The organism is uncultured Bradyrhizobium sp., assembly GCF_936943645.1.
Lineage (GTDB): Bacteria > Pseudomonadota > Alphaproteobacteria > Rhizobiales > Xanthobacteraceae > Bradyrhizobium.
Genome location: NZ_CAKZJO010000053.1, coordinates 164943 through 189818 on the forward strand (window position 1 = coordinate 164943; position 24876 = coordinate 189818).

9 protein-coding genes and 1 riboswitch are annotated in these 24876 nt (G+C 66.1%); of the genes, 5 read left to right on the forward strand and 4 right to left on the reverse strand.

The features are described 5' to 3' along the window. Positions 1-73: 73 nt before the first annotated feature. Positions 74-296, reverse strand: a riboswitch (cobalamin riboswitch). 40 nt (positions 297-336) lie between these two features. Together cobO and Q0743_RS12765 are read left to right on the forward strand one after the other, a co-directional pair. Continuing rightward, positions 337-972, forward strand: a complete 636-nt coding sequence (gene cobO, locus Q0743_RS12760) for a cob(I)yrinic acid a,c-diamide adenosyltransferase (protein WP_298241874.1) — start codon at positions 337-339, stop codon at positions 970-972. Between the two features lie 5 nt (positions 973-977). After that, positions 978-2426: a cobyric acid synthase gene (locus Q0743_RS12765; RefSeq protein WP_298241875.1), complete on the forward strand. Its 1449-nt coding sequence runs from the start codon at positions 978-980 to the stop codon at positions 2424-2426. Here Q0743_RS12765 and cobD read toward each other — a convergent pair. Together cobD and cbiB are read right to left on the reverse strand one after the other, a co-directional pair. Then, complete coding sequence (gene cobD / locus Q0743_RS12770) at positions 2415-3380, reverse strand: threonine-phosphate decarboxylase CobD (protein ID WP_298241876.1); 966 nt, start codon at positions 3378-3380, stop codon at positions 2415-2417. The genes Q0743_RS12765 and cobD overlap by 12 nt on opposite strands. 11 nt (positions 3381-3391) lie before the next feature. Next, positions 3392-4333, reverse strand: a complete 942-nt coding sequence (gene cbiB / locus Q0743_RS12775) for an adenosylcobinamide-phosphate synthase CbiB (protein WP_298241877.1) — start codon at positions 4331-4333, stop codon at positions 3392-3394. A gap of 121 nt (positions 4334-4454) precedes the next feature. Here cbiB and cobU point away from each other — a divergent pair, with 121 nt between their 5' ends. Genes cobU through bluB form a run of 3 tightly spaced genes read left to right on the forward strand, consistent with a single transcriptional unit; the run spans position 4455 to position 6373 of the window. Beyond that, entirely contained in the window at positions 4455-4958 is a 504-nt protein-coding gene (cobU, locus tag Q0743_RS12780) for a bifunctional adenosylcobinamide kinase/adenosylcobinamide-phosphate guanylyltransferase (protein ID WP_298241878.1), read from the forward strand. Then, positions 4955-5737 (forward strand): adenosylcobinamide-GDP ribazoletransferase, encoded by a 783-nt coding sequence (cobS, locus tag Q0743_RS12785; RefSeq protein WP_298241879.1) that lies wholly within the window; start codon positions 4955-4957, stop codon positions 5735-5737. The genes cobU and cobS overlap by 4 nt, the downstream gene beginning before the upstream one ends. A gap of 3 nt (positions 5738-5740) precedes the next feature. Beyond that, on the forward strand, positions 5741-6373 hold the full coding sequence (gene bluB / locus Q0743_RS12790; RefSeq protein WP_298241880.1) for a 5,6-dimethylbenzimidazole synthase: 633 nt from the start codon (positions 5741-5743) through the stop codon (positions 6371-6373). A 126-nt stretch (positions 6374-6499) separates the two neighbouring features. Here bluB and Q0743_RS12795 read toward each other — a convergent pair whose 3' ends face one another. Together Q0743_RS12795 and Q0743_RS12800 are read right to left on the reverse strand one after the other, a co-directional pair. Beyond that, on the reverse strand, positions 6500-8179 hold the full coding sequence (locus Q0743_RS12795; RefSeq protein WP_298241881.1) for a ShlB/FhaC/HecB family hemolysin secretion/activation protein: 1680 nt from the start codon (positions 8177-8179) through the stop codon (positions 6500-6502). An 11-nt stretch (positions 8180-8190) separates the two neighbouring features. Then, positions 8191-24834 (reverse strand): leukotoxin LktA family filamentous adhesin, encoded by a 16644-nt coding sequence (locus Q0743_RS12800; RefSeq protein ID WP_298241882.1) that lies wholly within the window; start codon positions 24832-24834, stop codon positions 8191-8193. Positions 24835-24876: the final 42 nt, after the last annotated feature.

Consider the following 24876-nt stretch of genomic DNA (forward strand, 5'->3'; position numbering starts at 1 on the left):
GGGAGGCGATGAGGCACACGGACCATTCGTCGGAAGGCCCGTTTCCCCGTCGCGGAACACCCCGTCCGCCGGTCCAAAACTCGTCCGCGCTGGCAGGTCTCCCGGCTTGCGGAGCAGGGTTTTGGCCCTTCGATCCCCGCCTTCCCGATTCCCCGAGGGAATCAGTGGCTTCGGGCATCTCTCCGGTCACGGTCGCGGGGGCGGCTGCATTTTGGACCCAAATCTTGCCGATTCGGACCCTATCGCATTCCCTCTTCGCCTGTCATAGGACAGGAACCAACGCCGGGCCACCATTTGCCGGTGGCCGCCTCTTGTCAAGCCGAAGGACCGGGACCCATGACGCCTGAACCGGATACTCAAACCCCCGAGGATACCGACATCAGGCACGCCCAGAAGATGGCGAAGAAGAAGGCCGCCCGCGACAAGATCATGGCGACCAAGAGCGGCGAAAAGGGCCTCATCATCGTCCACACCGGCGCCGGCAAGGGCAAGTCGTCCTCCGCCTTCGGCATGATCGTGCGCTGCGTCGCGCATGGCTTTCCTTGCGCGGTCGTGCAGTTCATCAAAGGCGCCTGGGATACCGGCGAGCGGCGCCTGCTCACCGGCCATTTCGGCGAGCTCTGCCAGTTCCACGCCATGGGCGAAGGCTTCACCTGGGAGACGCAGGACCGCGCCCGCGACATCGCCGCCGCCCGCGCCGGCTGGGAGAAGGCCAAGGAGCTGATCCTCGACGAGAACCTGCGCATGGTCGTGCTCGACGAGATCAACATCGCGCTGCGCTACGACTATCTCGACATCGCCGAAGTCGTCGAATTCCTGACGACCTCGAAGCCCGAGATGACCCATGTCGTGCTCACCGGGCGCAACGCCAAGGACGAGCTGATCGAGATCGCCGATCTCGTCACCGAGATGACGCTGGTCAAGCACCCCTTCCGATCCGGCATCAAGGCGCAGGCCGGCGTCGAGTTCTGAATGCGATGGCACGCGCGCTGATGATCCAGGGGGCCGGCTCGGACGTGGGCAAGTCGCTCATCGTCGCCGGGCTCGCCCGCGCCTTCACGCGGCGGGCCTTGCGCGTGCTCCCGTTCAAGCCGCAGAACATGTCGAACAACGCGGCCGTCACCGTCGACGGCGGCGAGATCGGCCGCGCCCAGGCGCTGCAGGCGCTCGCCGCCGGCGTCGAGCCGCACACCGACATGAACCCGGTGCTGCTCAAACCCGAGACCGACGTGGGCGCCCAGGTGATCGTGCATGGCAAGCGCATCGCGACCGCGCGTGCCCGCGACTATGCGGCGATGAAGCCGTCGCTGATGGGCGCCGTGATGGAGAGCTTTGAGCGGCTGAAGGAGCGATCTGATCTGGTGCTGGTCGAAGGCGCCGGCAGTCCGGCCGAGGTCAATCTACGCAAGTCCGACATCGCCAATATGGGGTTTGCGCGCAAGGCCGACGTGCCTGTCGTGCTGGTCGGCGATATCGGTCGCGGCGGCGTCATCGCCCAGCTCGTCGGCATCAAGACGGTGATCGACCCCGACGATGCCGCGATGATCCAGGGTTTCGTCATCAACAAGTTTCGCGGCGATCCCACGCTGTTCCACGACGGCTACAGGCTGATCGAACAAAAGACATCCTGGCGCGGCTTCGGCGTGCTGCCATGGTTTGCGCGCGCCGGTGAGCTGCCGGCCGAGGACGCGCTCGGCCTGACCGACGCACGCAAGCCCGGCCAGTGCAAGATCGCCTGCCTCGCGCTGTCGCGCATCGCCAATTTCGACGATCTCGATCCACTGAAGCTCGAGCCGGGCATCGATCTCGTCATGGTGCGCCCGGGCGAAGCGATCCCCGGCGACGTCAGGCTCGTCATCATCCCCGGCTCAAAGTCCACCCGCGGCGACCTCGCCTTCCTGCGCGCGCAGGGATGGGACATCGATCTGCTCGCACATCACCGCAGGGGCGGCCACGTGCTCGGGCTCTGCGGCGGCTATCAGATGCTCGGACGTAGCGTCGCGGACCCCGATGGCATCGAAGGCTCCGCAGGCGATACACCAGGTCTTGGGCTGCTGGATGTGGATACGGTGATGAGCCCGCAGAAGACGCTGACGCGTGTCACAGCTGTACATGCTGCCACGGACCAGCCGATCGAGGCCTACGAAATCCACATCGGCCGTACCGACGGCCCCGATCGCGCCCGTCCGTTCGCCAAGCTGAACGGCGAGCCGGAAGGCGCAATCTCGCGCGACGGCCGCGTGCAGGGCAGCTATCTGCACGGCCTGTTCACGTCGGATGATTTCCGCAAGGCGTACCTCGCCAAGCTCGACATTCCCGCAGGCGGCGAGCCCTATCATGCCAGGGTGGAGAGCGCGCTCGACGCCCTGGCCGATCACATCGAAAAGCATCTCGATGTCGAGGGAATGCTTGCGCTAGCGCGCTAGCACCTCGGCAAGACGCATCCATTCGGCCTCGCCGCCGGGAAGCCCGAGCCGCAGCCATGTCGGCTCTTTCGCGAAAACGCGCGACCAGATGTGGCCACGCGCCAGCTTCTCCTGCGCAGCCGATGCGTCCGGCGTTTCGTAGAGACGAAACAGCGATGCGCCGCCGATGAGCCGCCAGCCCTGCGCATGGGCCATCTCGTCGAGCCGGACACAGTCGCGCGCAAGCCGCGCGGACGTGGCCTCGGCCCAGGTATCATCGCGCAAGGCGCGGCAGCCAATCGCGATGGCCGCGCCCGACACCGGCCATGGACCCGACATCGCAAGCAGCTTGTCGATGTCGGCGGCATGACCGATTGCGAATCCGAGCCGGAGGCCGGCCAGGCCGTAGAATTTTCCAAAGGAGCGCAGCACCAGCAGCCCCGGCCGATCCGCTTCCGACGCGAGCGACAGTTGCGGAACCGCATCGGCAAAGCTCTCGTCGACCACGAGACGGCCGACGCGGGGCTGCAGCGCGAGCAGATCCTTCGACGAATGGCGGCGGCCGTCGGGATTGTTGGGATTGACGATGATGGCGAGGTCCGCGCCTTCAAGCGCATCGGGCTCTCCAACCTCCTGCACATCCCAGCCTGCGGCCGACAGCACACCGGCATATTCATTGTAGGTCGGCGCGAGGATGCGCGCACGACCGCGCGGCGCCAATTGCGGCAGCAATTGAATGGCAGCCTGCGCGCCGCCAAGCGCGGCGAGCGGCGCGCGCGTCCGATAAGCGTGCTGAGCGGCCTGATGCAGCGCCTCGATCCCGGATCGCGACGGCAGCGCCTGCCAATGATGCGCGGATATCTCGCCGACGGGATAAGGCAGCCGGTTGATCCCGGTCGACAGGTCGATCCAGTCCTCCGCGCGCCCGCCGAAACGCTGCTGGGCCAGATCGAGATTTCCACCGTGCTCGCGCATGCCCCGTTCTTTCACGCGAAGGCGAGGATCGCAAGCACGCCGGCGAGCAGCAGCATGGCGCGGCGGTAGACCGTCAATCCCTCGCCAATATCGGCGGCGCGGGGATCACGCGCGCCTTCGTTGAGCCAGGGCTCGTTCGTCGTGCTGCCGTGATAGATGCGGGGACCGCTGAGCCGGACGCCGAGGGCGCCGGCCATCGCCGCCTCCGGCCAGCCGGCATTGGGCGAGCGATGACGGCGCGCATCGCGTGTCATGCAGGACAGCGCATCGGATCGCCTCGGCGCCAGCAGCACGAACAGAAAGCCGGTCAGCCGTGCCGGGATGAAATTGGCGATATCGTCGATGCGCGCCGCGGCCCAGCCGAAGGCCTCATGCCGCTCGTTGCGATGGCCGATCATGGAATCCAACGTGTTGATGGCCTTGTAGCCGAGAATGCCCGGCAGGCCGAACAGCGCGCCCCAGAACACCGGCGCGACGATGCCGTCGGAAGCGTTTTCGGCGAGGCTTTCGATCGCCGCGCGCGCGATGCCGGCGTCATCGAGCGCGGCGGGATCGCGGCCGACGATGCGCGAGACCGCATCGCGTGAAGCGGCGACATCGCCCGCCAGCAAGGGATCCGCGACGGCTGCGACATGATCGTGCAGCGAGCGCAGCGCAACCAGCGGCCAGGCCATGACGCCAATCAGCACCATCTGAATCCAGCCCGAGGGAAGCAAGGACTGAACCGCCCAGCCGATCACGGCAGAGAGTGCGATCACCAGAAGTGCGCCGGCGATGCCGGCAACGCGGCGCAACCCCGGCGGATCGGACTCGCGATTCCAGCCCTGATCGATGGCACCGATCAGCCGCCCCAGCCATGTCACGGGGTGGCCGATCCGCGCGAACAGCCACGATGGCCAGCCCAGAAGGGCATCCACCGCCATCGCCACCACCATCGCGCCCGCAAAGCCCAAACCCGCCTCCTGTCCCGCCCCTGTTGCGCAAAGCGTGGGCTGAGCGCAAGCCCCCGACCCGCTGATTTCGGCTTTGTCTTTGGCCGTGATTGGTGATTAGTCAGGCCCCAAGGAGACTTTGATGGCCGTCATACTGATCACGGGCGGAGCGCGATCGGGCAAGAGCAAGCGTGCGGAAATGCGCACGCGCGCCTTTCCCGGTCAACCCGTCTATGTCGCGACGGCCGAGGCGCTCGATGCCGAGATGGAGGCCCGCATAGCAAAGCATCGCGCGCGGCGAGGAACCGACTGGCTCGAACGCGAGGTACCGCTCGAGCTCGTGCCCGCGCTGGTCGCGACAGATGGCGACAGCGCAAGGCTGGTGGATTGCCTGACGCTGTGGCTCTCCAACCTGATGCACGCCGAGCGCGATTGGGAACGTGAGGTGACCGAGCTCGCCAGCGCGCTGCCCTGCCTGAAAAGCCCCGTCGTCCTTGTCACCAACGAGGTCGGCCTCGGCATCGTCCCCGACAACGCGCTGGCGCGCAGCTTTCGCGATGCCGCCGGGATCATGAACCAGATGATCGCCGCGGTGGCCGACGAGGTCGAGTTCGTGGTCGCCGGCCTTCCCATGAAATTGAAATGATGTCGCGCGCCGAGCTTCTCAAGGACATCGTTGCCGATCTCAGGATGGCGGCATCGTTCGTCACGATCCTCCCGGTGGCATCGTCGAAGCCGGCAGCCGATGGCGCCGTTGCGCGCGCGACCTGGGCGCTTCCCGTTGCGGGACTGCTGGTCGGCCTTGCCGGTGCTTTCGTCTACAAGGCCGCCATCCGCGTTGGACTGACGCCGAACCTTGCCGCGCTGCTCGCGCTGGCTACGACCGCCCTTATCACCGGCGCGCTGCATGAAGACGGTCTCGCCGACACCGCCGACGGGCTCGGCGGCGGCCGCACGCGCGAGCGCAAGCTCGAGATCATGCGCGATAGTCGGGTCGGGACATACGGTGCCTGCGCGCTGATCCTGTCGTTCGGCCTGCGTTGGGGCGCCCTTGCGACCATCGCTAATCCCGTCGCCGTCGCGCTCGCACTGTGCGCTGCGCACGCGGCTGCCCGCGCCGGCGTGCCGGCCTTCATGGCCCTGGTCCCGCCAGCACGGCCGGACGGGCTTTCGGCGAGTGCCGGAGCACCACCGGGCCGCAGCATCGCCGTCGCGTTCGCACTGGGAACGCTCGTGCTCGCCCTGGCGTTGGGGCCGGGCAGGGCGCTGGTCGGCCTGATCCTGCTGTCGCTCGCAGGCCTGGTGCTGGCGCGGCTCGCCATCCGCCAGATCGGCGGACAGACCGGCGACATCCTCGGGGCGTTCGAGCAGCTCGGTGAGATTCTCATCCTGCTCGTTGCGGCCGCCTTCCAGATGGAAGGCTAGTTCATGGTCGCGTTCGACGACACGTTCCGCCGGCAATTGCACGAGCTGTTCGTGTGGCGCCGCGACGTGCGCCGCTTCCGCAGCGACCCGCTGCCGGAACGCGCCATCGACAGACTGATCGAAACCGCCTGCCTCTCTCCCTCGGTCGGCCTCAGCCAACCCTGGCGCTTCGTCATTGTCGACGATGCTGCGCGACGCCGCGCGGTGATCGACGATTTCAGAGCGTGCAATGCCGATGCCTTGAGCTGCTATTCCGGCGAGCGCGCCGCGCGCTATGCCACGCTGAAACTGTCGGGCCTCGAACAGGCGCCCGGCCACCTCGCCGTGTTCGCCGACAAGGCCAGCGACATCGGCCACGGCCTCGGCCGCGCCACCATGCCGGAGACGACGGAATATTCGGTTGTCGCCGCCATCACCGCGATGTGGCTCGCCGCGCGCGCGGAAGGCATCGGCCTCGGCTGGGTGTCGATCCTGAGCCCGGATCGCATGCACGCCATTCTCGACGTGCCCGAGACCTGGAAGTTCATTGCCTATCTCTGCATCGGCTACCCGGAAGTCGAGTGCGCCCAGCCGGAGCTGCAGCAGGCGAAATGGGAACACCGGCGTGGGACGGATGAGTTCACGCTGCGGCGTTAGAACACCGCACCATCCTCCGTCATTGCGAGAAGCCCTTGCGACGAAGCAATCCAGAACCCCTCCGCGGAAAGATTCTGGATTGCTTCGCTGCGCTCGCAATGACGGGGAGAGAGCGTCAGGTCGCCGCTACGACCTGTTCCTGCCCGCAACCGGCGCGGCGCTTTCCTGCTTCTGGAACATCAGGAGCGGCCGGAAGATGACGCGGCCGTAGGCCTCGTAATGGTTCTGGGTGGACACCGCCATCTTCACCGGCGTCGCGTAATTCGCCTCGAAGGTCATGAACTGCGCATAGGTCCAGGAGAAGCCGACGCCGACAGAGGCCATTTCGGTGACACCAGGGAAGGTCGAATACACCGCGCCCCAGTCGGTGAAGACGTAGGTGTCGAAACCTTTCAGCCATTGCGACCAGTTGTAGTGCAGCTCGGCGTTGAAATAATAGCCGCTGTCGCCGGAGGCGGCGTTGGAGGGATAGCCGCGCACGGTGGTGGGGCCGCCGATCGAGAAGATCTGGTCGCCAGGTAGCAGCTTCTCCTGCGTGTACTGCCAGCTCGCCAGCACATTGGCGCTGAAATTCGCGGGCCCTGCGGCGCTGGTCGCAAGCATGGAGCCGGTATAGGTGGTGAACGCACGGTTGTTGCCGAGCACGTGGTCGTGCCAGGCAACGTAGTTGACCGCCGGCGAGACCGTGATCGAATAGGTGTTGCCGGACTTGGTGACCGAGACGCCCGCCGTGGACTTGTCGTAGTGATCGTCGGTGACCGCGACGGTGGCGAAGCGGCTGACGGTCTTGCCCTCGGTCAGGGCGGCGTTGAGCAGCACCAGCCAGTCCTGCGTCACCCAGACCGGCTGGCTGAAATTGACCGCAGCCTGGCTCGATCGGCCGGTGACGTCGAGCGCGACGAACGGGCCCTGGACGATCTTGATCTTGCCTTCGGTATAGCTGACGCCGGCGCGGCCGCCCCAGGGATTGACCGGGATGTTGTAGGCGACATTGCCGTTGAGGTTGCCGTCGGAGCGAACGCCGTAGAAAGTCAGGCGGTCGTCGACGCCGAACAGGCCGTGGCGCTTGTAGAAGGCCCCGCCCTCCCAGCGTCCGGTGTTCTCCGAGCCCTGGTTGTCGGTGAAGAGCTGCAACGTGTCGACCGGCGGCTCGATCACGGCGAATTGGAGATCGGTCAGGCCGAAGCTCGTGCCGGGCTGCAGCAGCGCCTTGATCTGCACGTCGTTGGTCCGGTTGAACCAGATCACGTCGCGGTTGAGCTTGGGAACGTCGAGGACCTCGCCTTCGGGCTCCTTCACGCGATCGAGGATGTAATCGGTGCGGGTCTGCTTGTTGCCCTCGACGGACGTCTTCTGGAGCCGGCCTTCGGTGAGCTTAACGCGAACAATGCCGCCCTTGGCGTCCTGCTCGGGTAGCGTCGCGATGCCCGTGACGATGCCGCGCGCGGCATAGACGGCATTGATGTCGGCGACGAGCTGCAGGAGCGCTGCGATGTCGACGTCCTTGCCGACATACTTCTTCGCGATCTCGTCCAGCTCCGCCGGTGTGATGAATTTGGACTCGTCGAACGTGACCTTGCGCAAGCGGAATTTCGGCCCGCCCGGCTTCAAAAGCTGGGACTTTTCCCGCTCGCCGCCGATCACCGCAGGCCCCGTTATCTTGGGCGGCGCGCTCTGCTGTTCGAGCTGGCGCCTCTGCCGGTCGACGTCGTTCTGGATCACGCCGGGATTGATCGACTGCGCACGTGCGGAGGCAATGCAGGACGCTGCCAGCCCGATCGCCAATGCTGCCCCCAGAATCCGCATCCCGAATCCAATTACCATGCCTCGGCGAGACGACCAATCGCCGGCTTCGCCGTTTCAACCGCCGCGTCCTTCCAGCCCGGACGTCCCGCACGCTGCCCCTTCTGGCGCAGCTTGCGCATGTCGCTGAGCCCTTCGATGTTGACGGCGGGGCCGGAGCCGACGGCCTCGACCGGCCGCGGCGCGAGCAGCGCGTCGAGCCGCGCCTGGCCGGAAAGGCCGAGCAGGTAGAACGTCCCCCCGTCCTTCTTCGCGAGCCAGCTCTCGATGTTCTCCTTGCCCTCGCCGTCGACCGCAATGTTGCGCATCATGCTGGCACCGGTGAAGTCGTTGCAGCAGGTGTGGTTCGGCCCGTAATTGGTGACGGTCGCGGAGACGCCGCCGGTATAGAACACCACATAGGCGTTGCTGACGTTCGCGTTGCCGGCCTGGCTCATCGTGAACACGCCGCCGGGCTGGTAGAGCTGAAGCGTCGGCCAGTTGGACGGCGCCGGCGTGCGGTTGTTGAGCAGCACCTGCTGGGTCGCCGTGGTGAGCATCAGTTGGCCCGGCACGTAGCCGTTCAGGATCGAGACGGTGTGCGCGTCGGTCCAGAAATTCGCATCCACCGCCCTGAACTGATTGACGATGATGCTGTCAGGGTCGATCGACACGTTGGCATATTTGGCGACGCCGCCATTATAGCCGGTGATGTTCATGACCAGCGGGATTGCCGGATTCGACCGGACCTGCTCACCCCTGACGTTGATCGTGTCGGCCGCGAGATCGAGTTCGCTCACGACGCTGACCCAGTTGATCGTCAGATCACCCGACGACCGCATCTTGACGACATTGCCGCTGATCCGGTCGAACGAGACCGATCCGGCGACCTCGAAATGGGTGTCGCCGTGGGCGGAGATCGACCCGCCGCGCAGCGAGCCGGTGTCAGAGGTGGCGTTGAGGTCGCCGGCGTCGCCGGGGATGCCCGTCGTGGTGAGCTGGCTGAAAACGATGTCGTTCACGGCGTGCAGGGTCTGCGTGCCGCCGCTGATGGCGGTGCCGACGGTGATCCCTCCCGTCGTCGCGGTGACGTCGAGCGTGCCGCCGGCGTTGAGATTATCCCAATGAACGACCGTGCCGCTGAGGACCGCGTTGCCGGTCGAGGCCGTGAGGTTATGGCCGGTGTTGGTGACCGCAGCGATCAGCCTCGCCGAGCCGTTGGCCGAGACCGAGCCGAGCGTGGTCGCGCCGCCTGACGTGACCGTCTGCGCCAGGATGAAGCCGGTATCCGCGGTGACGTTGACGCTGCCGGCATCGCCATTAAGGCCCGTCGTGGTCAGCGCGTTGAAGGTGACGTTGTCGCGGGCGTGGATGGTCTGCGTGCCCCCGCTCTGCGCGGTCTGGAACGTGATGCTGCCTTGCCCCGCGGTCGCGCCCAGCGTCGTCCCGGCATTGAGGACGTTCCAGTTGATCGGGCCGCCGTTGGCCGTCAGCAATCCGGAACCGGTCGTGGCGGCGAAAATGTTGCCGGTGATGGTCGTCGCAGCCAGCAGGCTCGCCGAGCCATGGGCCGAGACCGAGCCCAGCGTCGTCGTCCCGCCCGAGGTCACCGTCTGCGCCAGGATGAAGCCGCTGTCGGCGGTGACACTGATGTTGCCGGCATCGCCGCCATTGCCGCTGGTCGCGAGCGACTTGAACGTCACGTTCTGGCTGGCATGGACCGTCTGCGAGCCGCTGCTATCTGCCGTGCCGATGACGATGCTGCCGTTGTTGGCGACGGCACGGAAGGAGCCGCTCGCGCCGGTCGCGGTACCCGCCAGCACCTGGGCAAGCGTCAGCCCGCCCGTGCCGATGATGTCCACGCTGCCATTCACTGCGGACAGCAGGCTGACCTCGGTGTCGGTCAGCGCCTTCAGGTAGATGTCGCCACCACTCGCACTGGCCGACAGCCGCGTGGCGTTGGTGGTGAACCGGCTCGTCGCGCCACCGATGCCGTTCGATGCACTCAGCGACACTTCGGCGCCGGCGCCGGATACGACGAACTTGGTCTGTCCGTCGCCATTGTCGATGATCGCACCGAGCGAGGCGACGCCTCCGGCGGTGACGATGATCGACGGCGCGTTGGAGGCGGCCGCATAGGACAGCGACGAATTCAGCTGACCGATGGTCGCATCGCCGGTCGTCGTCACGGAGATCAATCCGGGCGCGTTGATGGCGGAATAGGCGCCCATCGACAGTGTCGCGGCAACCAGCGTCACGCCGCTCGTGCTGCTGCTCGCGACCACCGGCGCCGCGCTGGTGCTGCCTGCGAAGGTCATGCCGCGGTTGGCGAGCAGCTGCATCAGGCCGGCGCTGGTGATGCCGGTGTTGAGCGTGAGTGCGCCGCGCGCCACGTTGAGCGTCAGGGCGCCGCCGGCGGTCAGCGTCCCATAGGGGCCGCTGGTGCCGACCGCGAGATCGCCGGTCACCGCGAGAAGGCTGAGATCGCCGACCGACGAGCCGGTCACGGCGCCCGAGATGTTCACCTGCAGCGGCTGGAAGGCCCCGCCGTTGAAGCCGATGCTGCCGCCGGCGCGCAGGTCGAGATCGGTGCCCAGGATGTGGATCGCGCTGCGATCCGTGAAGTCGGCTTCGGCATAGATGCTGCCGGTCGCCGAGAGCTGGATCGCATTGCCGGCGGAGATGTTGCCGAGGATGAGATCGCCGGTGGTCTGCTTCACGTAGATGCCCTGCGCCGATGAGACGTGATCGAGCTGGTCGTTGGCGGGATCGGCAAAGGCGATCTGGATCGCGTTCGCATTGGTCGCGGGATTGCTCCCGGTGGTTCCCGAGGGGGCACCGACATTGCCGCGCTCGGCGATCAGGGTCAGGTTGGCGATGTCGCCCGAGATCACGGCACCGCCGACATTGGCGGAGATGCTGCTGACGGCGTCGAGCTTGACGTCGCCGCGGCCGGTCACCTGGATGCCATTGGCTTGCGCAGCCGTGATCGGGCCGTAATTCGCGGTGACGCCGCCAAGCGAGAGGCTGTTCTTGCTGCCGAGATAGATGTTGGTCAGCGCCTTCGCGGAGATCGCGATCGGGTTGTCGACGACGACGAGATTCTGCTGCGACAGGCTGACCGTGTAGGTCGTGACATGGCTCGTCGGGTCCGTGACTGCGCCGACGGTGAGCTGGCCCGGACCGGCGGTGGCCAGCAATCCCCGCTGCTCCGGCGTCAGCGAGGAGGCATCGACGCTGGTGAAGGTGAAGGTCTGGGGCGCCGCCGAATTGCCGACCGAGCCGCGCGGCGCGTAGAGCATGATCTGGTTGGCGCTGACATTGGCGATGACGTTGTCGTCGATCGGCGGCGGCGCCGCGCCGACGGCCGAGGACGACACGGTGTAGGCAAGCTGGCTTTGCGTCCACTGCGAACCCGCGGTGATGATGCCGTAGACCCGCTCGGTCGAGGCCAGCGTATAGCTGTATCTCGCATCATAGGTGTTCAGCGCCGCTTGCAGCGCCGTGTTGGTGGGCATGCGCTGATTGGCCGTCGAGACGCCGTCGAACAGCTTGGTGAACAGGGTCGACGACAGCGAGCTGCCGAACAGCGTTCCGAGCGGATCCGAAGGCGCGCTGCCGAGCAGGCTGGTCAGCGAAGTCTTGAGCTCGTCGGTGGTGATCTTGCCGAGCAGGAACTGATCCCGCAGGAACCGCGTGGTGGCCTCGACCTTCATGTCCGTCGTCGAGACGTTCGCGGGATCGATGCCGAGCTTGGCAGCCACCTGCGCCCGCAGCACCGTCAGGCCGACCGAAGTCGGCGCATAGGTGCTGCCGTTCGGGAAGGCGATGTTACTGAGCTGGAAGTAGTCGTTATAGGCCGACGTCACCATCGACTGGTAGCTGTTGACGGCGTTGGTGGCGGCGTTGCCGCTGAGCAGGTCGAGGCTGGTCCAGACGTCCTGCAGATGCTGGCTCTGCGCCTGGGTGAGGCCGACCGCCGCCCGGCCGTTCAGGATGCTGGCCTGGTTGCCGTCGGAGCCGGCAGCCTCCAGGAACACCGGACCGCCGGTGGACTGGATCGTGCCGAGGCGAAGGTCGCCCTTGGACTGGATGATGTAGGTGCCCGTGGCCGAGGCACTGTCGAGCACGCCGCCATCGACGGCGCCGCTCGCCTGAACCGTCCCCGTCGCCTGGATCACCAGCGGATTGATATTGGTCAGGGTCGAGGCGTTGTTGACGACGGCGCTCGTCGCGCCGATCGCACCGGACGTCGAGTTGATCTCGATGTTCTTGCCGATCACGACCGGGCTCGCGACGTTGTAGGCGGAAGCCGAGTTGATGTCGCCGGTCGCCGACAGGAAGACGTTGCCCTGCGGCGTGGCGCCCGCGGAGTTCACCTTCACCTGGTTGATCGAGAGCGCGCCGATGGCCGAGATCGCGATGTCGCGGTCGATCGAGCTCGCGGTCAGGCTGCCGCCATAGAGCTGCACCTGGACGGGCGCCTTGGTGGTGCCGAGCGTGCCGATGCCGCCGTCACCCCGAAGCGTCACGCTCGTCCCTGATATCACCGGGTTGTTGGCGTTGGCGCCGACGGTGATCGACGAGTTGGTGCCGGTGGCGGCAAGCGTCGTCGTGCCCTGCTGGTTGTTGATCGACCCGTTGATGACGATGCCGGAAGTCGAATTGACCACGACGTCGCTGCTGCTGCCGCCGGTGAACTTGATGTTGATCGGGTTCGACGCCTTGACCGTGTTGGTCAGCGTGAGCGTCAGGTGATCGTAGATCTGCTGGTACCAGTTGAATTGAGCGTCCGCACCGCAGCACTTGTCGGGGTGCGTGCCGAGCGGATTGGGGTTGCCTTGCGCGTCCACGCCGTCCGCCCAGTGATAGCTGCCGGTGGCGGTGGTGACCTTCTGGTAGTTGCTCGTCTGCGTTCCCGAAACCAGGCTGATCGAGCGGGTCCAGTTCTCCCCGGTGGTCTGATTGGGCGTGAAGTGCCAGCCGTAGTCGAACTGCGTGCTGTTCGTCGGTCGATCCACCGTGGCGGTGTCGACCCACTGGTAGAGCATGTTCGCCTGGGTCGCGTACTGGATACCTGCCGTGCCAGTCCGGGCTGTAATCATCGACGGGTCGACCGCGGCCGCAGTGACGCTGTTGGTCTCGTATTTCGTTACCTGCTGGTTGCTCGCGGCCTTGGGATCGTAGACGTACCACGTCGTCTTCCCCTGGAGCTGGTCGACGATCTCGACCACGCTTTGGGCGGTGGCGGTGGTATTGATGGCGTTGGTGACGAGCGCAAGCCCGCTCGTGTTGTTGACCGTCACCGTGCCGGCGCCGCCTTTGATCTCGATGTTGCCCTGGGTCTGGGTATTGTCGGTCGAGGTCGAGATGATCTTGCCGTTCAGATAGACGTAGCCGCCGGCGCCCTGCGCCACGCCGTTCAAGATGAGCTGGTCGGTGAGAGCGTTGTACCTCACCCCGATCTTGGCGTCGCCGCTCGCCGACGCCGTCACGGAGCCCGAGATGTCGTAATAGACGCCGTTCCGCGCATTGGCCTGGGCCGCGGCAAAGTCCGCGCCGCCGTTGCGGTTCTTGAGGCCGTTGCTGCCATAGATGGCATCGTACGCAGCGGCGCCGATGTTGACCGAGTAATTGCTGCTCGAGCCGGCCTGGATGGTGCCGTTGATGTTGATCACCGACGCCGAGATGATGACCGCCTGGCCGCTGATCGTCCGAGTGGCTGTCGCGGTGGCCGGCGCATCCGCGGTCTTGGGCGTGATCGCATCCGGCTGGATGTTGATGACCTGGAAGAAGGCCGAGCAGCCCGCGCAGTTGAACGGCGTCTTGTACGGACCGCTATCGGCATAGACATTCCGCCCGTCATAGGTCGTTTTCTCCCACGGTGCAGTCGAGATGACCTGACTGGTCGGCCCCTCGATCTGCTGGAGCGTGCTGACGCTCGGCACGCTGCCGGCGTTCGGATTTCCGTTGCCGGGCGTACCCTGTCCCATCGGCAGGAAGATCGCCGAATAGAGTGAGGTGCCGTCGTAGAACGTCATCAGCATGCGCGCGGTGAAGATCGTGCTGGCGTCGGCGTTGCCGACCGGTTGATAGATGCCGTGGCTGCCGTCGGCGCAGCAATAATAGAAATAGGGGTGATCGGCTCCCGAAGCGATATGCGGAGCGGTATAGTAGTCGCCGTAGGCGCCGAGATAGGTCGCCGCCGTCATCACCGCCGTCAGCGCGTCTTCCGGCCTGTTTTCGGTGCTGGCCCATTGCGAGGTCACGGCGCTGCTGCTGTCGTAGAAGCTCCCGATGCCGCCGAGGAAGGTGAAGGTGCCCTTGGGCACCACGATCTGGACGGTCGCGGCGCTGAGTGACTGCGATGCGACGACGCTGCCGAGATTGTTGATGATCTTGAGCAAGCCGTTGGCGTTGTTGACGGCGCCATTGAAATAGATGTCGGGCGTGCGGGTCAGCACGTTGCCGTTCTGGTCGATGCCTTGACCTGAGTCGGGATCCAGGCGGTTGTAGGTGGCCGAAACGTCGATGACCGGCGTCGCGCTCGGCATCGCGGTGAAGGTCACGTTGGAATGCGAATCCGGGTCGACATGGTCGGTCTGGCGATAAGTGATGTTGCCTCCGGTCACATCGGTGACCGTGAGGTTGCCGAGGCTCATGAAGTCGAGGCCCTTGTTCTCGATCTTGATCAAGGGCGAGCTGCGCGCGATGACCGTCGGCGCGGCCGGGTTCGTGCCGCTGTTGCCGGTCAGCTTCTGCGCAAGAATGGAGACGTTGCCGGCGGATACCAGGATGTCGCCGAATGCGAAGGCGTTGCCGGGCGCGTCGGAGGTGAACGGCGCCTGCTTGATCAGCGTGTCGATCTGGCGCTGGATGTCGCCGGTCGGATCGGTGCCGGACGGCGACATCGTGGCCGGCGCTGTCGGCGTCGCCGCCGCAAGTTGCGCCCGGACCTGCGCCGCGGTCAGGCCGGTCAGCGTCGCCAGCTGGCTGACGACCAGATCGTAAGGATTGAAGTTGCCGACGATGGTGTACTGGACCGTCTGGTGGTTCCAGCTCATCACCGGACTGAAGTGGTTGACGTCGGAAACCTGCTCGAGGACCGACGAGGAGCCGTTGGTCAGCGTCGAGTCCGGACTGGTCGTGCTCAATGTCGGCGTGGATGCGCCCAGATTGATCGTGATCGTCAAATCGTTGTTGACGCCCGCAACCACCCGGCCGTTGAGCGCGACATCGCCGGTTCCGCTGGTGTGGCTGTGGTTGTCGCTGTTCTTGGCGCTGAAGATGTCCAGATACGGGTTGTAATTGCTGCCGTTGCCGGTCGCAGTGACCTGCCCCTGCGTTGCGCCGAGATAGATGTCGCGCGCGCCGAGCACGCTCGAGGTGGGCGCCAGCGTCAGGTTCGTGGTGTCGTCGGCATTGGCCGTGCCGCGATAGAGCGTCGAGATCGGAATGGCGGTGTTGTTGTAGACCACCGTCGTCGCCGTCGCCTGGACGCTGCTGAAGACGAGGCCATCGCCGGACAGGCCTGCATACATGGTGATGTCACGCCAGGCCACGATCTTCGCGTTGTCGCCGACATTGACGGACTGGTTGGCGTGGACCCAGCTGTTGGTGCTGGCGCCGACGCCCGCGATCGCGCCGTAGAGACTGGCATTGGCGTTGTTGGCCGCCGCCATCTTCGCGGCGGTGCCGACATAGATCTTGCCGGCGCTGAACAGCTCGCGGGCGTTGATGTTGACCGCGAGCGTGGCATTCGCCGTCATGTTGGATTCGGCGCCGCCGCCGGCGAAGAAGCTGGCGGTGGCGAGGCTCGCGGTATCGTTGGTGTTCAGCGTGTTGTAGGCCTCGATGTTGATCACCGCGGTCGAGGTCCTGGGATCGTCGTTGAGGCTCAGCACCGTGCCGGCGCCGATATTGGTGGTGACGTTCTGCGTCACATAGGATTCGCTGAGTGCGGCAGCTCCCGAGAACGAGCCGCCGGAGCCCGATCGCGCGCCGCCGCCGGCCTGGTTGACGATGTCGTTGGCGATGACGACCATGTCGCCGGCCGCCGAATTGATGATCAGGTGCGTCCCGACGTCCGCCGTGGTGGTGGAATCGACGTCATTCCTTGTCTTTCCGGCGGACACGCCGGCCGTAGACGCCTGATAGGCGTCGCCGCTCGCCATGTAATTCGTGGTGTGCTTGGCGTCGATGCGGAAGCCGCCGAAATAGAGCGTGTCGTCCGTCGAGCCGCCGTCGAACCGCGCATTGGTGACAGCGGTCGAGCTGGTGGTGGCGACCGCCGCCGCGCCGGCATAAGTGCCGCCCGCGCCGACCAACGCGCTGGAGAAATTGGTATCCGTGCCGGTGGCCTTGATCCAGAGGGTGCCCGTGTAATTGCCGTGGTTGGCGGCATCCATATCCGCGGGCGCGCCGAGATAGGCATAGGTGTGCGCGCTGGACGAGGTCTGCGCGACCGTGGCGCCGAGCGCCAGGAAGCCGCTCGAAAGGCCGGTGGCCTCCGCGTATTGAGCGCTGTCGTTCTCGGCCTCGATGGTGACGTTGGCGTTGGGCAGCCTGATCCCCGTTCCGCCATAGGCGTTGACGGTCGTATTCTGCGACGCCTTGGCGTAGCTGCCCTGCGCGCCAATCAGCGAGCCGCCGCCGCCGGCGAGCGCCTTGGCCCAGGTCGTCGTGCCGACCGTCGGAACCAGCGCCTTGGCGCTGACGTCGAGCGCGCCGCCCGAGAAGCTGACGTTGTCGCCGACATCGGCGGTCACCGTGGCCCCGACCGTCGACTGGGCGATCGCGACGCCGACGGCACCGCCGCCGACCGAAACGCCGATCGCCTCGCTCGACAAATTGGGCGCAATCGCCGCCGCCACCAGCGTGCCGATCCCGCTCGCGGACGTCGTGATCGAGGCGCTGGCACCGATCTCGGCCAGCACCGAGGAGTTCTCGGTGGCCTCCGCATCCGCACCGCTCCCGGAGACGATGCCGCCACCGAGCGCAGTTGCCGTCGTGCTCAGGGTGCCTGCACCCGCCGCGCCGATCAGCAATTGCGAGGTGTTGATGGTGGCGCCGTTCAGGACTCGCGCAGCGACCGAGCTGTGCCGGCTTGCCGTCGCGACCGAAGCGCCGACGGCCACAGCACCGGCCGAGACGCCACCGGTGAAAACCACCTGGGTCGTCGAGTCCTGCGCCATGACGGCAGCGCCGGTCCCGCCCGTGCCGGTGATATTGCCGCCGAGCAGCGCCGTCACGGTGTTGGTGACATTGCCGACCGCCACGGCAGCCTGGGCGCCGAAGTAAAGCGCCGCACCACCGGCGATTGCCTCGGTGTCGATGGTCTTGCCGCCATAGGGGCCGGTGCTGGCGTCCTGGACGACCGCAGCAACGGAGATTGACGGCGCCGTGACGGCCAAAGGCGTATCCGCGGCCACCAGCACGCCGGAACCATCGCGTCCGTAGTCGCTCAAATTGGCGACCACGGTGCTGTTGACGCTGGTGTAGCCGATGCCGGCACCGATCCCGACATTCTTGGCGAAGCCCGCGCCGAGCAGGTACATCTTGGCCGCGTTGGCGCTGGTGGCGGCGACGTTGACTTGCGTGCCCACGACGTTGCCGCCCGCGATCTGCGCGACCACGACGTCGTTGCCGCCGCTCAACACGTTGCTGACGTCGTAGGTCGAGCTGACATTGGCACTGTTCGGATTGCCGGCCGTGCCGTTCGCGACGGCGCCACTGCCATGCGTGGTGCTGGTGCCGCTGTTGACGGATGCGATGGTGCCGCTGCCGCCCTGGTTGAGCTGGCCGGTCTGCTGGCCCTGGGTGTCGGCATCCGCAGTATTGGTGCCGATAATGATGACGCCGACGGTCGCGCCGATGCCGACGCTGCCGCCGATGCCGGCGGTGACCGCGTAGGAGAGCACCTCCTTGGTGCTGAGCGCCGTGACGTTGATCGCGCCGGACGAATTCAGATTGCTGTTCCAGCTCTCGGCGACGGTCTGGCTCTTGAACACGATGACGTTGGCCGCAGCGCCGACGCCGACCCCTCCTCCGCTGGCGCCGACCGCGAGCGCGCCCGCGATCTCCTTGATCGCCACGTCCTCGTTGGCGTTGATCGTGACCGCGCCGGCCGTGCCGCCCGTCACCCCCTGCAGCGTGGTGTCGTAGACGCCGGCGATGGTGGTGTTGTTGGCGATCTCGATGTTGGCCATGCCGGCGATCGCAGCGGTGCCGGTCGAGAGCGCGCCGCCGATCGCGTAGGCTTCGAAGCGGTTCTTGGTCTTGGCCTCGACGTCGAGCGCGCCGCTCAAATTGAGCGCGGTGGTGTGCGCCGCGCCATTTCCTTGATAGCGGAACTCATCGCCGACATAGGCCAGCGTCCGGTTCGAGGAGACCTGGACCAGGAAGGCCGCGCCGATCGCGGCCTGGCTGCCATAGGCGCCGGAGCCGTTCGCGGAGAAGATGCCGGTGTTGTTGTTGGCGTTGACCGTCAGCGACGAAGCCGTCAATGCGCCGCCGTCGACATAGGCTTCCGTGGTCGCCTGGAAGACGTTCAGGCCGACCGAACCCGTGTTGAAGCCGATTGCGATCGAGGACGCATCCTGCTCCGCATTGGCCTTCACGGTCACGGCGCCGACCGTTTCGCTCGACGACCGGACGCCGCCGACCGTGGCATTGGTGATATAGGCGAAGGTCTCGCGCGACATCGTCGTCGAGACGATGGTCGCGCCACCGCCGCCGCTGCTGCCATAGGCGATGCCCGCACCGAACGCGCCGGAATAGGAGAAGCTCGACGCGGCCACCTCGATCTGCGGCTTGAGCGTCGACGAGGTCAGGCGCGTGTCGATCGCCGCGCTGTCGATATAGGCCTGCGTCGCCCCGCTCATTACATTGGTGATCGGGTTGATCATGATCGAGATGCCGCCGCTTGCGGCAACCGAAGCGACGTTGGTCACGACCGCCTGGTGCGAGCTTGCGACCACGGCAAGGCCGCGCACGCTGTCCTGGTTCTCGGAGAGATCGGGCGTGGTGTCGGTCGGCGCATGGGCCGTGCCGAGATCGAAGGCATGCACCAGCGTGCCGTTGTTCACCGACAGCGTATCGGTGGAGCTGGTCCCGAGCGCGTCGACCTTGGTGTTCGCGCCCGTGATATAGGCCGCGGTGGTTCCGGTGATCTGGTTGGTCACCAGCGAGCCCGCGCCACCGGCCGCGCCCTTGCTGATCGAGAGGGCACCCGCGGACACCGCCGCCTTGTCGTTGTTGCCGGCGATCACGCCGACATTGTTGGTGGCCGTGACATCGGCCCCGTTGATGCCGTTGGTGCCGGCCGCGGTGATGCCGGCGGTGACGTTGGTCCCCATCAGATTGGTGGCGACCGAACCGGCGAGGCCAACCTGCGAGGACATCGCAATGCCGACGGCGACCGTCGAGATGTTCGCATTCGAGTTCGCGTTGACCCCGACATTGCCCGAGGCGGTCAGCTTGGAGCCGGTGACGCCGGCGCTGACATTGTTGGCGATGCTGCTGTAGACGAGCGCGAGGCCCGCGGCGCTGCCTTGCGTCGAGGCGCCCGCGATCGCGGCGGTCCCGGTGATGCTGGAATTGTCGGTCGCATTGACCGTGATATTGCGGCCCGTGACGGAGGATTGCGACGCGCTCGACGAATTGTTGCCGATGGCGGCCGAGACGGTGTTGGCGATCGAGCTGATCGTCGTGCCGCCGACGCCGGCGAACTGCCCGGTCGCAAGGCCGAAGCCGATCGTGACCGCCTGGATCTTCGAGGAATCGACCGCACTGACGCGGACATTGCCCGGGGCCGACATCAGCACATTGGCGATGTAGGCCGAATGCGTCGTCGCAACGGTGTTGTAGACGATCGAGGCGCCGACATTGTTCTTGCCGGCCTGGATCAGGCCCGCGACGGAAACGATGCTGGCGCCGGGACCGTTGCCCGTGCCGTCGTTGAGCGCGGCCGCGCTGAAGTCGATGCAGTTCTGCCCGCCCGTGCCGCCGGCGACCGTGCAGGTGTCGGTGGCGAGATGATTGTTGTTCGACTTCTTGACGAGGTTGCCGAGCGCCGTGTCCAGCGCCGACACCGCGCCGCTGTCCGCCAGCACCGTCACGCCGCCGACATTGATGTTCACCGTCGAGCCGCTGTTGATATAGGCCGTCGTGGTCGGCGTGATCTCGCTGACGACGACCGCGCCGGCAAGGCTGTTGGCGCTGGCCCCTCCCCCGCCCGAGGCCGCACCAGCCGCAATCACGCTGGCGTTGTCGGCCATCACCAGCAGGGTGTCGTAGTTCGAGATTCCGGTGCTACGGATATGCGCGTCGGTGGCGTTGCCGCCCGAGGGATCGGCGATCGACGCATAGGTCAGGCCGATGCCGACGCCGACCTGGCCACCCGATAGATAGAGCGAGCCGCCGCCGATCGCGATGTTCGTGGTCTGGTAGGCATCGACCTCGAGCGCGCGATTGACGCCGGTCGCCTGGCCCGTGATCGTCGAGCTCTCGATATAGGCGTTGGCGCTGTCGCTGATGATGCCGACCGAGGCCGACAGCGACGCCGAATTGGATCTCGATCCCGCCACGCCGAGAGCGACGACGGTTTCCGAGCCGCCATTCAGCGCTTGCACCGTCACCGAACTCTGGTCGTTCATGGTGGTGCCGTAGATATAGGCGAGCGTCGCGTTGTTCGACATCGCCGACGCAATCGCACCGCCGATCGCAGCCCCGGTGGCCGACGCTCCGGCCAGATTGAGCGCCGCGGAGCCGGACCCGTTGTTGAGCATGGTGTCGTTGAGCGCCTGAACGATCGTATTGGTCGTGACGGCGCTGGCCGTGGTGTATTTGTTGACCGTCGTGTTCTTGATGTAGGCGCTGGTACCGAGCGAGACGTCGCTCACCGACGAGCTGCCGGCGAGATCGAGGCTGAAGCCGCTGGTGCTAGATCCCGAAGTCGAGCTGATCTTGCTGGCGGCCGTTGCCACGCCGGAAGCCCCTCCGGTCGCGGCGGCGCCGGCAGCGTCGGCCTTGTCGGAGAAGCTCGACGACGCCGGATCGGAGACGGCTGCAGCGACCGCAGCCGCGGTGATGCGCCCCGACGTGGTCGCGCTAAGCGTGAGATTGTCGACGTTCACCGCCCCGCTTCCGCCGCTGGTGCCGGCGAACGGATCGTTGGCGCTGAACACGCCGGGCCGGATGTCGGAATGGTTGTCGCCGATATAGGCGGAAGTGTCGGTATTCGCGCCGAGATAGGCGACCGACAGGCCGACCGCCGAACCGCCGCTGCCATTGTAGCTCATCGCGCCGGACAGGGTCACGACCGACAGGTCCTGCTGCGCCAGGATGCCGACGGTCGGGGCATAGACGGTGGCCTGGCTCGAGATCGACGCATGGGTCGTGTTGTTCAGGAAACCGAGCGAGGTGATGCCGTTCAGCGCCAGCGCGCCGGCGGCCTTGCCGGACGACGGCGCGACGGCGACGAACTGGTCCGAGGTGATTGCGTTGACGGCGATGTCGTCCGCCGCGCGCAGCGTTGCGCGGTCCGAAACGCCGGCGATGGTGTTGGTGTTGAACTGGACGAGATTGAGCGCACCGCCCACGGACGATCCGCCCGAGGTGTTACCGAACGGGAAGCCGAGCGTACCGACATTGCCGGCCGCGTCGATCGACGCCATGGTCGTGGTCGCCGCGATCTGGATGCTGGTGTCGTAGGTGTGGACGTCACCGTTGTTGACCGTCGCGGACCAGCTGCTGCCGCAGGCCGCGGTGGTGCAAGTCGCGGTCAGACTCGCGCTGCCGGCCACCCACGCCGTCGTGTTGTTGTTGACGACGAAATGGTTGAGCGAACCGGCGATGCCGATCGTGTCACCGGCATCCGCCGTGGCATTGGCGTAGCTGGTCAGGATGTTGCCGCCGACGCCGAGATTGCCGTTGAGATGGCCGAGGACCTCGGTCAGTCCGTCCCACTTCAGCCAGGTATTGGTGATCGGCATCGAGGTGGTGGCGTCAACGGCGATGTTGGCCGCGTTGACGGTGGTGCCGCTGCCGATATAGGCGTTGGAATTGTGGTTGAAATTGCCCCAGGCGACCGCCGCGCTGATCGCCACGCCCTCGCCGCTGGTCACGTCCTTGGTGATCGCGGAAGCCGTCGCATTGCTGCGCACGCCCCGATCGATGAGAGTGCTGACGACCGCGACGTTGCCGCTGACATAAAGGCTCGGCGCGCCGCCGCTCGGATTTTGGCCGATCGATGCCGTCGCGTTTTCAGTGCTGTTGGCCAGCGACAGCGCACCGGCGGCCTTGAAATTGAAGTTCACCGGCATCAGCGAGACCATCTGCTGAGCCATCATCCCCGACAGGCTGGGGCTGGAGACCAGGAACCCCTGGATCGCGCCGACCAGGGCCGGCGTCCCGACAATGGTCGACGCCATGGTCGAGTTGCTCGTCGTGTTCGAGGTCGCCTCGACCAGAACGGAGCCGTTCATTCGCGACGACGCGCTGGTGCCCAGCGACGAGCCGAGCTTCGCGGTTGCGGATGTGGTGACGTCGCTGATCGCGAGCGCCCCGCCAACACCACCGCTGGCGGTCGGCGTGCTCAGCGCAACCGACGTGGCGCCGGTTGAGAACGAGTTGTTGTTGATCGCCCGCACTGTCAGCGAGTTGCCGGATGCATTCACGGTGCCGACGGAAAGGTTCGCGCCGGTCCCGACATTGGCCGTGGTCGAGACCGAGCCGGTGGAATAGGCCACCGTCTCGACGAATTGCGCGCTGGAGGTCGCTGCGACCGCGGTGACGGCCATCGTTGCATCGTTGATGGCGTGGATGCCGAGGTTGCCGCCTGCGCTGATCGTGGCGCCGGAGGCAACATTGGTGCTGACATTGCCGTCGATCTTGCCGACGACAGCGGCGGCGCCGATCGGCGAGCCGCCGATCAAGGTGCTCGCAATCGCCGGATCCTGCGCCGTCTCCGAACCATGCGAGGCGATGGAGACGTTGCCGGTGCCGTTGATGTTGGCGTTGCCGTTGATATTGACCGTCGCGGTTGCGCTCGCGGCCACGTAGCCGCCGTTGATGCCGAGCATCGAGGCCGCGAGCGTGGTGCCCACCAGCGTAAAGAGGCCAGGGACCGAGCTCGTAAAGCTGGACGATGCCGTCGAGACCGATGCGATCGTGATGTCACCGCCGGTGATCCGGCCGTCGACCGTAATTCCCGAGGTCGCAGTGGCTTGGCCCGACAGTTTGCTGTCGCTCGCCGTCGCCGCGAGCGTCACATTGCCGCTGGTGTAATGCGTGCTGGCGGAGTTGACGGCCTGCGCGAGAATTTGCGCGCCGGCCTGGATATCGATGATCCGCGCCTCTATCCGGATGTCGTTGGCATTGCCCGTCGAATAACCATTGGTATCGAGACGACGGGTATCGACCACCGCGTGGGCCGCCAGCGTGACCGAGTTGTCTGCCTGGATGAGGTAGGTGGCACCGGCGCTGAGCCCGTTGATCGCAGCCGCGACCGAGCTGTTCGACAGCGTCACGCCAGTATCGCCCTGAGCGGCATCGCCAAGGACGAGATCCGTCGGGTCGATCAGCAGCGTGCCGGCCTTGCCGTTGTCCGCGCTGAGGTTGACCTTGATACCCTGCCCGACGTCGATGACCCCGTTTGCGCTGAAGTCGACGAGGCCGGCATTGCCGGTCTTCGCACTGGCGTTGAACTTCGCCCCGCCCGACACGGTGAGGTTCTGCGCCGCCTTCAGCCGGATCTCGCCGGCATCGCCGGTCTTGCTGGCAATGCTCAGCCTGGCGTTCTTGCCGATCTCGATGTTGTTGCCGGCCTGCACCGTGATGTTGCTGGGCGTCGAGGTCTTGCTGCGCGCGGTCAGCCGGCCATTGACGCGGGCGTTGTTGACGGCGCCGATATGGATCGAGCCGTTGCTGACAGTGATCGAGCTGGCACTGCGCAGGCCCTTGGAATTGACGGAGGCCGCGAACTTGGCCGCATGATCGAGATTGGCGATGTCGCGCTGGGTGGCGCCGCCGACGAAGACGTTCTGCCCGGTCAGCCGTACCCCGTCCTGCGCGTTGACCCGGCCGTAGATGCGGATGTTGCCGTCGGGCGAGACCGGGAACGATCCCGCCATGAGGTTGCCGACGGCCGACTGGTTGATCTGCCCGCCCGCGCCGATCAGGCTGTCGGTGAACTCGCGCGTCGGTGTCGAGACGTTGAGGCTGCCGACATTGACCACGCCGCTGCGGCCGACCACGAAGCCCTTGGGATCGGCGAAATAGACGTTACCGCCGATCGCGCCGTTCATGTAGGAGTTCAGCGTGCCGTTGACGTAGACCGGCGCGTCGCGAACGATGTTGACGAGATTTTGCGTCCCCGTCGGCAGCTGCAGATTGACGGTGTTACCCTGCCCGACGCTGAACTGCGAGAACGAGTTGAAGGCGTTGTTGCCCGAGACCGTCGACGTCGTGACATTGGTGACGCTGCCGGAAGTCTGCAAGGACGTCCCGGTGCGTCCATCCGGAAGAATGACGTTCGCCGTCTGTGCCCGAACGCGGACGCTGTACACCGGCAGGAAAACCATCTGCATCGCGCAGAGCAGCGACATCGAACGGAAGCGCGAAAGCCTCCGGAATGTCGTCAGCTCGTCATCGTCTCGCGCCGCAGACGGTCCGCGCATGTCAGATCCTCTTCATCGGCATTGGCGCCGATCCACAACCGG